This is a genomic window from Pseudomonas sp. TE21394 (assembly GCF_054057835.1).
Genome location: NZ_JBSRZR010000001.1, coordinates 2560892 through 2575146, shown reverse-complemented (window position 1 = coordinate 2575146; position 14255 = coordinate 2560892). Strand labels below are relative to the sequence as shown.

Below are 14255 nucleotides of genomic sequence, written 5' to 3'. Positions count from 1 at the left end.
CGGGTATCATGCCAACCCTTTTTCGAACTCCAAGATTCGGCCCCACAACAGGGATCACCTATGTCGGCGGTACGCATCGGCCAATACACACTACGTAACAACCTGATCCTCGCGCCAATGGCCGGGGTCACGGACCAGCCTTTCCGGACACTTTGCCAGCGCCTGGGCGCCGGCATGGTGGTGTCGGAAATGGTCTCCAGCGACATGAGCCTGTGGAACAGCCGCAAGTCGAGCCTGCGCCGCATCCATGAAGGTGATCCCGAGCCACGCTCGGTGCAGATAGCCGGCGGTGATGCGCAGATGATGGCAGCAGCGGCACAAGCCAACGTCGAAGCGGGTGCCCAGATCATCGATATCAACATGGGTTGCCCGGCAAAAAAAGTCTGCAACAAAGCTGCAGGCTCTGCTTTATTGAGAGATGAAGCCTTGGTCAGCGAGATCCTCCACGCCGTGGTCGGCGCAGTGGACGTTCCGGTGACCCTGAAGATTCGCACCGGCTGGGACCGGGCGAACAAGAACGGCCTGAACGTGGCGAAAATCGCCGAACAGGCCGGCATCCAGGCACTGGCGGTGCATGGCCGCACACGTGCCGACCTGTATACCGGCGAAGCCGAATACGACACCATCGCTGCCATCAAGCAGGCGGTGTCGATCCCGGTTTTTGCCAACGGCGATATCACCTCGCCAGAAAAGGCCAGGGCGGTACTGGACGCCACCGGCGTCGATGGCCTGCTGATTGGCCGGGCTGCCCAGGGGCGGCCATGGATCTTTCGCGAGATCGAGCATTACCTGCGCACCGGCGAACACCTGCCGGCACCGCAGCTGGAGGAAGTGGAACGCATCCTGCTGGAACACCTGGCCGCGCTGCATGCCTTCTATGGCGATGTGATGGGCGTACGTATCGCCCGCAAGCACGTTGGCTGGTACCTGGCAACACGACCCGGCGGCAGGGAGTTTCGCGCCCGGTTCAACGCTTTGGAAGACACACAAGCGCAGTGCGCCAACGTTCGTGCGTTTTTCAGCGAACGTCGACAGAGCCTTGGGACAGAGGACGGACAAGGGGTGGCCGCATGACGATGATGACCGAGACATTTGTGAGTGGAACAACGCCCGTGAGCGACAACGCCAACCTGAAACAGCACCTGAACACGCCGAGCGAAGAGGGCCAGACCCTTCGCGACAGCGTCGAGAAGGCGCTGCACAACTACTTCGCCCACCTGGAAGGCGCGACTGTCACGGACGTGTACAACCTGGTGCTCTCCGAAGTCGAGGCGCCACTGCTCGAAAGCGTGATGAACTACGTGAAGGGCAACCAGACCAAGGCCAGCGAGATGCTCGGGCTGAACCGAGGCACCCTGCGCAAGAAGCTCAAGCAGTACGACTTGTTGTAAGCCAGAATCCCAACCAGAAAAGGCGGCTCCCTGAACAGAGGCGCCTTTTTTGCTGACTCCACCGCGTTATTGGAACCCGAAATGACCGACCAGACTACCCGCCTGCCAGTCCGCCGCGCCCTGATCAGCGTCTCCGACAAGACCGGTATCCTCGAATTCGCCCGTGAGCTGCAGCAGCTCGGTGTCGAGATCCTGTCCACCGGCGGCACCTACAAGCTGCTCAAGGACAACGGCGTCAATGCGGTGGAAGTGGCCGGACTATACCGGCTTCGCCGAAATGATGGATGGCCGGGTCAAGACCCTGCACCCGAAAATCCACGGCGGCATTCTCGGCCGTCGCGGCGTCGACGACGCCATCATGAACGAGCACGGCATCAAGCCGATCGACCTGGTGGCGGTCAACCTGTACCCGTTCGAGGCGACCATTTCCAAGCCTGGCTGTGACCTGCCGACCGCCATCGAGAACATCGACATCGGCGGCCCGACCATGGTCCGTTCGGCAGCCAAGAACCACAAGGACGTGGCCATCGTAGTCAATACCAGCGACTATGCCAGCGTCATCGAAGGCCTCAAGGCCGGCGGCCTGACCTACGCCCAGCGCTTCAACCTGATGCTCAAGGCGTTCGAGCACACCGCTGCCTACGACGGCATGATCGCCAACTACATGGGCACCATCGACCAGGCCAAAGAGAACCTGAGCACCGAAGGCCGCAGCGAGTTCCCGCGCACCTTCAACAGCCAGTTCGTCAAGGCCCAGGAAATGCGTTACGGCGAGAACCCGCACCAGAGCGCGGCGTTCTACGTCGAAGCCAGAAAAGGGGAAGCCAGCGTTTCCACTGCCATCCAGTTGCAGGGCAAGGAGCTGTCGTTCAACAACGTGGCCGACACCGACGCAGCGCTGGAATGCGTGAAGAGCTTCGTCAAGCCGGCCTGCGTCATCGTCAAGCACGCCAACCCGTGCGGCGTTGCCGTGGTGCCTGAAGAAGAAGGCGGCATCCGCAAGGCCTACGACCTGGCTTACGCGACCGACACCGAGTCGGCGTTCGGCGGCATCATCGCCTTCAACCGCGAGCTGGATGGCGAAACCGCCAAGGCCATCGTCGACCGCCAGTTCGTCGAAGTGATCATCGCACCGAAAATCTCCCAGGCAGCCCGCGAGGTGGTTGCTGCCAAGCAGAACGTACGCCTGCTGGAATGCGGCGAGTGGCCAGCCGAGCGCGCTGCCGGTTGGGACTTCAAGCGCGTCAATGGCGGTTTGCTGGTGCAAAGCCGTGATATCGGCATGATTACTGCCGATGACCTGAAGATCGTCACCAAGCGTGCCCCGACCGAGCAAGAGATCCACGACCTGGTGTTCGCCTGGAAAGTGGCCAAGTTCGTCAAGTCCAACGCCATTGTCTACGCCAAGCAGCGCCAGACCATAGGCGTCGGTGCAGGCCAGATGAGCCGTGTCAACTCCGCACGCATCGCAGCCATCAAGGCTGAGCATGCCGGCCTGCAGGTACAGGGTGCAGTCATGGCATCGGATGCGTTCTTCCCGTTCCGCGATGGCATCGACAACGCAGCTAAAGTGGGTATCAGCGCCGTGATCCAGCCGGGTGGCTCGATGCGCGATGCCGAGGTGATTGCTGCCGCTGACGAAGCCGGCATCGCCATGGTCTTCACCGGCATGCGTCACTTCCGCCACTAATTAAGATGGTCAGCCGAACCTCGGCCTCTGTGGGAGCGGGTTCACCCGCGAATACGATGGTGCAGTCACCGCCGAATTCGCGGGTAAACCCGCTCCCACAGGGGATGAGGTTCGCCGCCAAACAGAGGTTTTGACATGAAAGTTTTGATCATCGGCAGCGGCGGTCGTGAGCACGCCCTGGCCTGGAAAGTCGCCCAGGACCCACGTGTCGAGAAAGTCTTCGTTGCCCCGGGCAATGCCGGCACCGCCACCGAAGCCAAGTGCGAGAATGTCGCCATCGAAGTCAACGCGCTGGAGCAACTGGCCGACTTCGCCGAAAAGAACGTGCAAATGACCATCGTCGGCCCGGAAGCGCCGTTGGTGGCCGGTGTCGTCGACCTGTTCCGCAGCCGTGGCCTGGATTGCTTCGGCCCGACCAAGGGTGCCGCCCAGCTCGAAGGCTCAAAGGCCTTCACCAAGGATTTCCTGGCCCGGCACAAGATTCCGACCGCCGACTACCAGAACTTCACCGAGATCGAGCCAGCCCTGGCCTACCTGCAGGAAAAAGGCGCACCGATCGTGATCAAGGCCGATGGCCTGGCCGCCGGCAAAGGCGTGATCGTCGCCATGACCCTCGAGGAAGCCGAGGCCGCCGTACGCGACATGCTGGCCGGCAATGCCTTCGGTGACGCCGGTTCGCGCGTGGTGATCGAAGAGTTCCTCGACGGCGAGGAAGCCAGCTTCATTGTCATGGTCGATGGCCACAATGTGTTGCCAATGGCCACCAGCCAGGACCACAAGCGCGTCGGCGACAAGGACACCGGCCCGAACACCGGCGGCATGGGTGCCTACTCCCCTGCCCCGGTGGTCACCGCCGAGGTACACCAGCGCGTGATGGACCAGGTGATCTGGCCGACCGTGCGTGGCATGGCCGAGGAAGGCAATGTCTACACCGGCTTCCTCTACGCCGGCCTGATGATCGACAAGGCGGGCAACCCCAAGGTCATCGAGTTCAACTGCCGCTTCGGCGACCCGGAAACCCAGCCGGTCATGCTGCGCCTGGAGTCGAGCCTGGTACTGCTGGTCGAGGCGGCATTCGCCAAGGCGCTGGACAAGGTCGAAGCCCAGTGGGACCCGCGGCCGAGCCTGGGCGTGGTGCTGGCCGCCGGCGGTTACCCGGGCGACTACGCCAAGGGTGACGTGATCAACGGCCTGGATGCAGCGGCGAAGATCGAAGGCAAGGTATTCCATGCCGGCACTTCGCTCAAAGACGGTCAGGTGGTCACCAACGGTGGCCGTGTGCTGTGCGCCACCGCCATGGGTGCCAGCGTGGCCGACGCCCAGCAGCAGGCCTACCGCCTGGCCAAGGAAGTCAGCTGGAGCGGCAGCTTCTACCGTACCGACATCGGCTACCGGGCGATCGCCCGCGAGCGCGGTGAGCACCAACAGTAAGCACTACCGGAGCGCCGTGGCGACCCGGGCAGCAAAAACCCGGGCGCAGCGTACCCGGCTCGTCGACAGGGCCCCGCCCGGGCCTTGCCTTCGACTTGGCGCGCCGCGCATAGTTAGCACCTGGCACCTAGGCTAAGAAGGGATTTCGTTGTGCGTCGGCTTCGGATTGCCTCAGCTCTGATCGTCAGCTTGCTGACCCTGCTCTGCATGTTCCCGGCTGCAGCCGAACATGACGGAGGCTGGACTGTGCTGCTCGACGAACAGGCCAACCTGCAGCTGAGTGACGTGCGCTCCGAGCGTTACCGCAACCAGTTCAGCCCGCTGGCCCTCACCGACCTGGATGCCGCACCTGCGGAGCAAGCCCTGTGGCTGCACTACCGCCTGCCCCCGGCGGAACAGGAACAACTGCTGCGGGTGTTCGCCCCGGACCTGTCTGGCCTGGACCTTTACGCCCTCGAAGGCGACCAGCTTCTGCGTCAGCTGCACCATGGTCGCCAGGCTGGCAATGCCAGCCCGACCCTGCGTGGCAGCGACCATGTCTTGCCCTTGCCCAACAGCAAGCAACCCCTGGACATTTACCTGCGCCTGGTCTCCGAGCACCAGCTGCGTCCGGCCATCAGCCTGGAACCGGCGGCCGTGGCCGCCTCCGACCAGCGCCAGCCTCTGCTGTTCGGCATGCTGTTTGGCGGCCTGGTGATGCTGATCATGCACAACCTGATCCGCTTCTTTTACAGCCGCTCCAGCACCGCCCTGATTCTGGCGCTCTACCATGGCCTGATGCTGCTCAGCGGCCTGATCCTGCTGAACCTCAGCGGCCCCTGGTGGCACGTCTGGCACAGTGCACAGACCCCTGCCGCCTATCTGACGCTGGTCCTGGCCGGCCTGGCCGGGCTGTATTTCACCCAGCATTTCTTCTCACCGTGCAACTCGCCACGGCTGAATCGCCTGCTACAGGGTGACATGCTGGTGGTCGGCGTCAGCGGGTTGGTACTGCTATTCGTCGACACCCTGCCCCTGAACCTGATGACCTACGCCCTGATGGCCCTGGGCAGCATCAGCATGCTGCTGGTCAGCAGCTACCACTGGTACAAGGGTTATGCGCCCGCACGGGTGTTCTGCCTGGCCATGGTGGTGTTCAACCTCGGGGGCCTGGTGCTGCTGCCAGCACTGCTTGGCCTGACCCGCACCCCGACGCCCTGGCTGCTGTGCATCCTGCTGGGCTTGACCGTGGCCAGCGGCCTTCTGCTCAACCTGGCCGTCAGCGAACGCTTGCGGCGCATCAGCGAAGAGCGCTTCAGTGCCAGCCGCGCACTGGCCGCCAGCGATGCCGAGATCAACGCCAAGGCCGAATTCCTGGCCAAGATCAGCCACGAGATCCGGACCCCCATGAACGGGGTGCTGGGCATGACCGAGCTGCTGCTGGGCACACCGCTGTCAGTCAAGCAGCGCGATTATGTGCAGACCATTCACAGCGCCGGCAACGAGCTGCTTACGCTGATCAACGAGATTCTCGACATCTCCAAGCTGGAATCCCGGCAGATCGAACTGGATGACGTGCAGTTCGACCTCAACGCGCTGGTCGAGGACTGCCTGAACATCTTCCGCGCCAAGGCCGAGCAGCAGAACATCGAGCTGATCAGCTTCACCCAGCCACAAGTGCCGAGGGTGATCAGCGGCGACCCGACACGCCTGCGCCAGGCCCTGTCCAGCCTGCTGGAAAATGCCTTGAAGAACACCGACCAGGGCGAAATCCTGCTGGTAGTGGCACTGGACCAGCGGGGCGAGGCACCCCGCCTGCGTATTGCCGTGCAGGACAGTGGCGAGCCGCTGCCCGCCGCCGAACGCGAAGCCCTGCTGCAGGCCGAGTTGCACAGCCACCACTTCCTGTCCAGCAACAAGCTCGGCGGCCACCTCGGGCTGGTCATTGCCAAGCAGTTGATCGGCCTGATGCAAGGCGAGTTCGGTATCAAGAGCAGCACTGGCATGGGTAATACCCTGTGGCTGGCCCTGCCGCTGGACCCTTCGCGCCTGGAGCAGCCGCCGGCCGACCTCGAGGGCCCACTGCGTGACGCCCGCGTGCTGGTGGTTGACGACAACGATACCTGCCGCAAGGTACTGGTACAGCAGTGCAGCGCCTGGGGCATGAACGTCAGTGCGGTGCCGTCGGGCAAGGAAGCCCTGGCCCTGCTGCGCACCAAGGCCCACCTGCGCGACTACTTCGACGCCGTGCTGCTCGACCAGAACATGCCAGGCATGACCGGGATGCAGCTGGCTGCCAAGATCAAGGAAGACCCGAGCCTGAACCACGACATCCTGGTGGTGATGCTCACCGGTATCAGCAACGCACCGAGCAAAGTCATTGCACGCAACGCCGGGGTCAAGCGGATCCTCGCCAAACCGGTGGCCGGCTACACGTTGAAGACCACCCTCGCCGAGGAGCTGGCCCAGCGCGGTCGCGAGCCTGCGGTGCCTGCCGGCCAGCCCGGCACGGCACAGACGCTGGACCTGCCGGAAGACTTCCGCGTATTGGTCGCCGAGGACAACAGCATTTCGACCAAGGTGATCCGTGGCATGCTGGGCAAGCTCAACCTCGAGCCCGACACCGCCAGCAATGGCGAAGAGGCCTTGCAGGCAATGAAGGCGCAGCGTTATGACCTGGTGCTGATGGATTGCGAAATGCCGATACTCGACGGCTTCTCCGCCACCCAGCAGCTACGCGCCTGGGAAGCTGCCAACCAGCGCCAGCGTACCCCGGTGGTGGCACTGACCGCGCACATTCTTGCCGAACACAAGGAACGCGCACGCCTGGCGGGAATGGACGGGCACATGGCCAAGCCGGTGGAGTTGTCGCAACTGCGCGAGTTGATCCAGTACTGGGCCAGTCATCGGGAAACCCATGTGGACCCTGCGCATACTCACTAGCTGACAGCGGATATCATTGCCGGCTCCTGGTGTCACGACAAGGCTATGCCCCCTGGGTCTATGCTACAGGTTGCAAGCCCGGGGGCTGCCGTGCAGCCCGATCGCGATACAAGGCCACTCCTACACACCCCCATCTCTGCCAAGGATCAGTGCTCATGCTGCATGAGTTGTCCAGCGTCTACCTCAAAATGCTCGTGCTCTACAGCCCGTTCTTCGTGTTGTCGTGCTTCATCAGCCTGACCCGTGGCCACTCCAGCAAGGAGCGCAAGCAACTGGCCTGGAAGGTGGCCATTGCCGTGCTCATTGCAAGTGTCCTGCTTTATCTGTTCGGGCGGGCGATCTTCGGCATCTTCGGCATCACCGCCGACGCCTTCCGCATCGGCGCCGGCAGCGTGCTGTTCATCTCCGCCCTGGGCATGGCCCAAGGCAAGTCGGCAGTCCAGGCAGACAACGTGCAGCAGGACGTCACCATCGTGCCGCTGACCATCCCGCTGACAGTGGGCCCCGGTACCATTGGTGCGCTGTTGGTCATGGGTGTGGGCCACCCGCACTGGGACGACAAGGTGCTGGCCATTATCAGCATCGCACTGGCCAGCTTCACCGTCGGCCTGGTGCTGTATCTCTCGCACCGCATCGAACGCATCCTCGGCGACCAGGGGCTGCAGATCGTCAGCCGTCTGATGGGGCTGTTCGTCTGCGCCCTCGCCGCACAGATCATCTTTACCGGTATCAAAGGCTACCTGGCGCCCTGATAGCCATACTCCAGTATGCGCTGCAAGCAGACCTGATCCCCATGGTCCTGCACCTTGGGCAAGAAACTCTGCTGCAAAGCCAGGATGTGCAACGAATCAACTCCGCCCACACGTTGCTGTGACTGCGCCACCGCTCAACTGGTCTCATTCAGGATGTGCTCCTGGCCGCAGCGTAGGGGTCAAAGCGATAATCTGCGTGTACATCCTTGTTTTTCATCAGCGCCTGCAGCTCTTCTCGCCGGCCTTGGAAACGCCTGTCATCCAGCACCAGAGATACCCCCCTGAACTGGGCCTGGCCCTTGAATGTCTGCTCGCGCAACAACATGTCCTGCGGGATATCAGCGATTGGTCTATCGAATTGCAAAGTGATACTGCAAAGGTCAAGCGCCGGGCCCGGCTTGAGCAAACCAAGCTCAAGCACCAGATCCGCCCCCTGAGCGGTGAATTTCAACAAGTGGGCAAAACCTTCGTTTGAGAGGTCCAGGCCCGTCTTTACAGCAGCCAATACGGCCTCCTGCCGAATCGAACGCATCCTCAGCCATGCTTCCAGCGGCTGAATCCGCGTGCTACGCGAAGGTTGCCCCAGCTGTTTGCAGTCGTGAATATTGGCCAGCTTGATCCAGCCCAGCTGGCTATAGGCCTCTCGATAGGCGTGGTACCAGCTCTGGTAGTCGTCAAAGCGCGGGCCGAGGTTCCGGTTGGCCACCAACTGCGCGTAGAGTATCGAGTCGAAAGCGGCCTGGCGCTGAATCGCGCCTATGTCTGCGGGATACAGCAATGCCGTTCCGCCCACCAACATCAGTTGCTCAACTGCTTTATCCATAAGTGTTGCCTTGTCACCCTGAAATGAATGAGGCGACGTCACTACAACGCCGCCCAGCAGTCAGATGTCGTACTGCAGAACATTCCTGATACTGCGCTCGCCGAGTTTGTTTTCCACTTTTTCGCGGACATGGCCGTAGATGTAGTTGTTGAGCGTGAATACTGCCTTGCCGGAGTAGTACTCGGTTTTCTCCAGCTTCCACTGGATACCCAGGATGTCGTCATCGAGTTGCGGAGCAGAAGTCTGAATGCAGGTCACCACCAAAACCACATCGTTGTTTGCGGTTTCGATACAGGCAGCCACGCCGACCATGCCACGCTCCTTGTTCTTGCGTTTGTGTTCGATGATCTTGGCGTCATGCTCGACGGTGGTCAGCTTGTTGAACGCCGACTTCGCAAGGTCCCCCAGCTTGGTACCGCCCAGCATCGCAGAACCCGCCGCACCGATCGTCCGTATGGCCACAGCGCCTATGGTGACAGACAGTTCCGCCGAAGTTTCCTGCTCGTAGCTACGCGACGGTAGAGTAAAGCCGATTTCCTTCAGGACATCGACGAACCGGTTGAACCATTCGCGGCTCTGCGTTACGCCATCGAAGGCTTGGTCGGCCGCCACGGTGGCGAAATGGTATGCGTTCTTTACATCATGACGGTTTTGCGCAGACATGCCTGCGCCACAGGCCAGCAGCTCGCCTTCAATCAGAATGGCGGCGTCGCTGGTGGTGATTTGCTTTTCATCGGTCATGCGAAAACTCCTTGGTAGTGCCCCTCGGTTCAGGGGCCACCACCGTAGCCAGCGCGCTGGCGATACAGCGCACTGAAGGGTTTCCGAAGCAATCAGCTGGCCGAGGGGTACCAGCGTGGCGTGTAGGCCCACACCCCGCCAGACAAGCGAGGAAACACGCAGGTTGTAGAGGAGCCCACCAACACCATGGTGCGCATGTCGACCATTTCCGGCATCAGCTCAGCCAACGTAACTACCTTCAGCGTCTGCCCCGGCCTACCGATGTCGCGGCCAAGGACTACGGGCGTATTCCCCTCGCGGTGCCGGCGTACCACCTCCAGCGCCAAACCCAGCTGATGCTGCCTGGCTTTGGAAATCGGGTTGTAGAACGCCAGCACCAGGTCGGCCTGCGCCGCCAGGTCCAGGCGCTTTTCAATGATCGACCAAGGCTTGAGGTTGTCCGACAGCGACATCACGCAGAAGTCATGCCCCAGCGGCGCTCCTGCCTGCGCAGCCGTCGCCAGCGAAGCCGACACCCCCGGCAGGATCGCCAGGTCAACACGGTGCCAGGCCGGGTCGCCGGACTCATGCAGTGCTTCAAGTACCGCCGCCGCCATGGCGAATACGCCTGGGTCGCCCGACGACACCACCACCACCGAACGGCCCTGGGCCGCCAGTTCGAAGGCATGCCGGGCGCGCTGCATCTCTTCGCGGTTGTCGGTGCAATGCAGCACCTGATCGTCACGGAACGGGCCGGCCATGCGCACGTAGGTTTCGTAACCCAGCACATCTTCGGCACGCACCAGCTCGGCCTTGACCGCCGGGACCATCAGCTCGGCAGCGCCCGGACCCAGGCCGATCACCGCCAGACGGCCACGACGGCGGCCAACCCGCGCCACCTCGACTGGTGCAGGTGCCACCGCGATGACCATGTCGCCCACCTCGATCAGTTGAGCATCCGGCAACGCTTCGGCCACCATGCCGGCCACATCCTGCGGCTTGGCGGCAAAACGCAACGCAACGCCCAGCGCCTGCGCGGCCTCGTGCAGTGCGGTATCGGCCATGGCTTGCTCATCCGCCAGTACACAGGCCAGCGAAGGCTCGGCGATACCAGCCTGCTGCAAGGCGGCGCGAATGCCGTGCAGATCGCCGCCTGCCATACCGATTACCACCGAGCGCGGGTGAATCAGCAGTTCGTTGCGGTCGGCTGGACGCGCCTGATGCCCAACATGGATGGTGCGCCGGGCCTGGTCACTGGCTGGCAATTGTGCCTGCTGCAACCACGGCGCATCGCCTTCGATACGCACCGTTTCGCCAGCCAGCAGGTCGGAAACAAAGCGCTTGCCTTGCTCGATATCCGCCAGCGCATAGCCCTGCGGCGGGCTCAACAGGCAGGTACCGAAACGCAATTCGCCACTGGTGGTAATCGCCGCAGCAACGCCCAACGCTTCGCCGATTTCGCGCGCCATCAGGTTCACGCCAGCCAGGCCACCGAGTAGCGGTACCACGGCGCTGCCGTCTTCAGCCACCGCCAGGACCGGTGGCTCCACGCCCTTCTCGCTGAGCAGGCTGGCCAGGCTGCGAATCACGATCCCTGCGGCGCACACGGCAATGATCGGCGTGTCCTGCAGGTATAGCGCACGTAGGGTATCGCCGAACACACTGTAGGAAAGGTCGGCGCCTCCGACCCGGCCTTCGAGGCCGTGGATCGACGCTTGTGGATAACATTGCCGGATACGCTGCGCCGTGGCCAGGCTGCCCTGACCCAGAATGACGATCGCCGGAACCTTGTGCTTGTTCAGCCCTGCCATTTTTCACCCGGCACGATGATCAGTGAGAAGTAGGGCGACGACTGCGGGTCGACCTGGTCCAGCGGCACGATCTTCTGGTTGGCCATGGTCGCCCGCTCGACATACAGCGCGCGGCCGTCCAGGCCCAGTTCAGCCAGCACATCGCGCACTTTGGGGAAGTTGCGGCCAAGCTTCATGATCACCGCCGCATCGGCGTCGGCCAGGCGGCGCCGAAGCTCTTCGGCGGGCAACACGCCAGACAGCACCGACAGGCTCTGGTTGCGATACACCAGCGGCGCGCCCAGTACCGAGGCACCGCCGAGCATCGAACAGACGCCGGGAATCACTTCGGCCTCGTATCGCTGCGCCAGGCGATCGTGCAGGTACATGTAGGAACCGTAGAAGAACGGGTCGCCTTCGCAGATCACCGCCACGTCGCGGCCGGCATCCAGATGCTCGGCCACCTGTACGCTGGCCTCGTCATAAAAATCGCTGATCACCTGTTCATAGGACAGCGGCGCCGGCAGGGCTTCGGTAGTGACCGGGTACACCAGCGGCAGCAAGGTCTGCTCGGGCTGCAGGTGCGCTTCAATGATGCCGAAAGCATTGCCGCGCTTGCCCTTGGCCACGAAATAGCCGACCACCGGCGCCTCACGCAGCAGGCGCAGGGCTTTCAGGGTAATCAGTTCAGGGTCGCCAGGGCCTACGCCCAGGCCGAGCAGACGTCCACGCGGCGCCATCATTCCACCTCCGTGGCCAGGGCGTTGACCGCAGCGGCGGCCATCGCGCTACCGCCCAGGCGGCCCTGCATGATCACGAACGGCACGCCACGGCTGTCGGCGGCGAGCATCGCCTTGGACTCGGCGGCGCCGACGAAGCCGACCGGGAAGCCGAGGATCAATGCCGGCTTGGGGGCGCCGGCGTCGAGCATTTCCAGCAGGTAGAAGAGTGCAGTGGGGGCATTGCCGATCACCACCACGCTGCCTTCCAGGTACGGTCGCCAGAGCTCCAGGGCCACGGCTGAACGGGTATTGCCGGCGTCTTTCGCCAAGCCCGGCACGCTCGGGTCGCGCAGGGTGCAGATCACTTTGTTGTCCGCTGGCAGGCGTGCCCGGGTGATACCTTCGGCAACCATGTGCGCATCGCACAGGATCGGCGCGCCACCTAGCAGCGCTTCACGCCCGGCGCGACCAGCACCTTCGGAGAACTGCAGGCCATCGATGGCCTCGACCATGCCGCAGGCGTGAACCACGCGCACGGCGAGCTTTTCGAGGTCTGCGGGAATCCGCTCGAGTCGGGCTTCCTCACGGATGATCCGGAAGGAATTGCGATAGATCTCCTGGCCATCGCGGATGTAGTCAATCATCAAGGTGCTCCGTCGGCAGGTCGAGCATGGCGCCTGCTTCATTCAAGGTGAGGTCGGTGGCGCGCAGGGCGCCGAAGCCCGGCTGGCTTGCGTCACGCAGGTACAAGTCATAACGGCCCGGTGAGCGCGCCAGCAGGGTGGCCGGGGCAACATGGGCCACGGCGCAGGATCGGGTGCAACCGGACAAATGCACGCTGCCGGGCGCGCCCGGGCCGAGCAGCGCCGCCAGGGTCACGGCGTCGGCCTTGGTTTCGCCCAAGGCCTTGGCGCAGCCACTGCTGCCGGTACAGGCGTGGATACGCGCAAGCGGCTCCTGCTCGTGGCACAGCAGGCCCAGGGCGGACAGGGCGGCCTGGGCCTGGCTGACGACATGCGCCTGGACATTGGTCAGCACCAGGCTTTGCCAGGGGCTCAGGCGCAGGCTGCCATCGCCCAGTTCACGGGCGACACGGGCAGCCCCACGCAGCATGGCCGGGGTCAGGCGGCCCTGCGGCGGGGCAACGCCCAAGGCCAGCCCCTGCGCCTGGGGTAACACACCCAGCCATGCGGCGTTGTACGCTTCACGTCGCCAGCCGAGGACGGCGGCATCACGGCGGATGGCCAGGCCAAGGCCGTCGATGAAGTCGCCTGGCGAGCACACTTCGAGCAACTGGCGCATGCGCGATTGGGCCGGGGTGGCCAGGTCGAGGAAGCGCTCCAGCACGGCACACACCAGGATCAGGCCCTGCTCCAGTGGCACCGCGCCGAGCACACGGCCGTCAGCCGGGCAGCCGGCCAGGCCGAACGCCAGCCAGGCCTGCTGCTCCAGGTGCAGGGCCGACAACCACAGGTCATGAGGATGCTCAAGCATGGCCAGGCGCTCGCCAGCATCCAGCTGCACGGCGAACTTGGCCGACAGCTGATGAAAGCGCGGGGTACCTTCCAGCAGGCCGAGGATCTGCCCGGCCAGCGGCCGCGCGTCCAGCAGCATGGCCGGATCGTGGCCAGCCAGCGGGCTGAGCATCAGGTTACGCACATCGTCGCCGGCGGCCTCACGCGGGCCCAGCCCGGCTGCGAGCAAGCTCTCGACCAGGCCGTGGTGGTCGCTGCCGATGCCGCGGATCTGCAGGTTGCCGCGGTTGGTCGCCTCGATCACACCCTCGGCGAAACGCTCGGCGGCCATCGCCACCGCGTCGGCCTGGTCGGCGAGCAGCAGGCCACCCGCCAGCTTGATGCGGCAAATGCCGCCATCCCGGGCACTGACGATACGCCACAACCCCGGACAAGCCGAGGGGCGGGGCGTTACATGGGGGCTATGGGCCTGCGTCAATGGGCTATCCGGCAGTCTGTGAAAATGCGCTTGAGTGTAGAAGGCGCGGTATTATGCCTGC

Annotated in this window: 11 protein-coding genes and 1 pseudogene; 6 read left to right on the top strand and 6 right to left on the bottom strand. The window is 63.5% G+C overall.

Translation table 11 applies throughout. The features are described from left to right. The first annotated feature begins 60 nt into the window (after window positions 1-60). The 6 genes and pseudogenes from dusB (at window position 61) to ACVWZT_RS11840 (ending at window position 8186) form a co-directional block, all read left to right on the top strand. Window positions 61-1074: a tRNA dihydrouridine synthase DusB gene (gene dusB, locus ACVWZT_RS11865; RefSeq protein ID WP_296232178.1), complete on the top strand. Its 1014-nt coding sequence runs from the start codon at window positions 61-63 to the stop codon at window positions 1072-1074. Next, window positions 1071-1391 carry a DNA-binding transcriptional regulator Fis gene (fis, locus tag ACVWZT_RS11860; RefSeq protein ID WP_012274390.1) on the top strand — a complete coding sequence of 107 codons (321 nt, stop codon included), beginning with the start codon at window positions 1071-1073 and terminating at the stop codon, window positions 1389-1391. Before dusB ends, fis begins: the two co-directional genes overlap by 4 nt. Window positions 1392-1472: 81 nt before the next feature. Then, a pseudogene (gene purH / locus ACVWZT_RS11855) lies at window positions 1473-3081 on the top strand (bifunctional phosphoribosylaminoimidazolecarboxamide formyltransferase/IMP cyclohydrolase). 135 nt (window positions 3082-3216) lie between these two features. Then, complete coding sequence (gene purD / locus ACVWZT_RS11850) at window positions 3217-4512, top strand: phosphoribosylamine--glycine ligase (protein ID WP_457469452.1); 1296 nt, start codon at window positions 3217-3219, stop codon at window positions 4510-4512. Between the two features lie 150 nt (window positions 4513-4662). After that, window positions 4663-7434 carry a hybrid sensor histidine kinase/response regulator gene (locus ACVWZT_RS11845; RefSeq protein ID WP_296232187.1) on the top strand — a complete coding sequence of 924 codons (2772 nt, stop codon included), beginning with the start codon at window positions 4663-4665 and terminating at the stop codon, window positions 7432-7434. Window positions 7435-7592: 158 nt separating this feature from the next. Continuing rightward, the gene (locus ACVWZT_RS11840) at window positions 7593-8186 is read left to right on the top strand and encodes a MarC family protein (RefSeq protein WP_296232218.1); all 594 of its coding nucleotides are present in this window, start codon (window positions 7593-7595) and stop codon (window positions 8184-8186) included. Between the two features lie 148 nt (window positions 8187-8334). Here ACVWZT_RS11840 and ACVWZT_RS11835 read toward each other — a convergent pair whose 3' ends face one another. From ACVWZT_RS11835 to cobG, 6 genes are all read right to left on the bottom strand, one after another. Beyond that, window positions 8335-9009, bottom strand: coding sequence for a hypothetical protein (locus ACVWZT_RS11835; RefSeq protein ID WP_457469450.1), 675 nt, complete (start codon window positions 9007-9009; stop codon window positions 8335-8337). A gap of 60 nt (window positions 9010-9069) precedes the next feature. Next, a complete protein-coding gene (locus ACVWZT_RS11830) occupies window positions 9070-9750 on the bottom strand; it encodes a hypothetical protein (protein ID WP_457469448.1) in 681 nt (226 codons plus the stop codon). Window positions 9751-9842: 92 nt separating this feature from the next. After that, complete coding sequence (gene cobJ, locus ACVWZT_RS11825; RefSeq protein ID WP_457469446.1) at window positions 9843-11540, bottom strand: precorrin-3B C(17)-methyltransferase; 1698 nt, start codon at window positions 11538-11540, stop codon at window positions 9843-9845. Then, window positions 11528-12262, bottom strand: a complete 735-nt coding sequence (locus ACVWZT_RS11820) for a precorrin-2 C(20)-methyltransferase (protein WP_289129730.1) — start codon at window positions 12260-12262, stop codon at window positions 11528-11530. The genes cobJ and ACVWZT_RS11820 overlap by 13 nt, the downstream gene beginning before the upstream one ends. Beyond that, window positions 12259-12885, bottom strand: a complete 627-nt coding sequence (locus ACVWZT_RS11815) for a precorrin-8X methylmutase (RefSeq protein WP_457469445.1) — start codon at window positions 12883-12885, stop codon at window positions 12259-12261. The genes ACVWZT_RS11820 and ACVWZT_RS11815 overlap by 4 nt, the downstream gene beginning before the upstream one ends. Then, window positions 12878-14209 carry a precorrin-3B synthase gene (gene cobG, locus ACVWZT_RS11810; RefSeq protein WP_457472063.1) on the bottom strand — a complete coding sequence of 444 codons (1332 nt, stop codon included), beginning with the start codon at window positions 14207-14209 and terminating at the stop codon, window positions 12878-12880. The genes ACVWZT_RS11815 and cobG overlap by 8 nt, the downstream gene beginning before the upstream one ends. Window positions 14210-14255 lie beyond the last annotated feature (46 nt).

Bases quoted from the DNA above. Each gene is read 5' to 3' on its own strand.
- ACVWZT_RS11835 (WP_457469450.1), bottom strand. From the start codon at position 9,009: ATGGATAAAGCAGTTGAGCAACTGATGTTGGTGGGCGGAACGGCATTG.
- purD (WP_457469452.1), top strand. From the start codon at position 3,217: ATGAAAGTTTTGATCATCGGCAGCGGCGGTCGTGAGCACGCCCTGGCC.
- fis (WP_012274390.1), top strand. From the start codon at position 1,071: ATGACGATGATGACCGAGACATTTGTGAGTGGAACAACGCCCGTGAGC.
- cobJ (WP_457469446.1), bottom strand. From the start codon at position 11,540: ATGGCAGGGCTGAACAAGCACAAGGTTCCGGCGATCGTCATTCTGGGT.
- ACVWZT_RS11815 (WP_457469445.1), bottom strand. From the start codon at position 12,885: ATGATTGACTACATCCGCGATGGCCAGGAGATCTATCGCAATTCCTTC.
- ACVWZT_RS11830 (WP_457469448.1), bottom strand. From the start codon at position 9,750: ATGACCGATGAAAAGCAAATCACCACCAGCGACGCCGCCATTCTGATT.
- dusB (WP_296232178.1), top strand. From the start codon at position 61: ATGTCGGCGGTACGCATCGGCCAATACACACTACGTAACAACCTGATC.
- ACVWZT_RS11820 (WP_289129730.1), bottom strand. From the start codon at position 12,262: ATGATGGCGCCGCGTGGACGTCTGCTCGGCCTGGGCGTAGGCCCTGGC.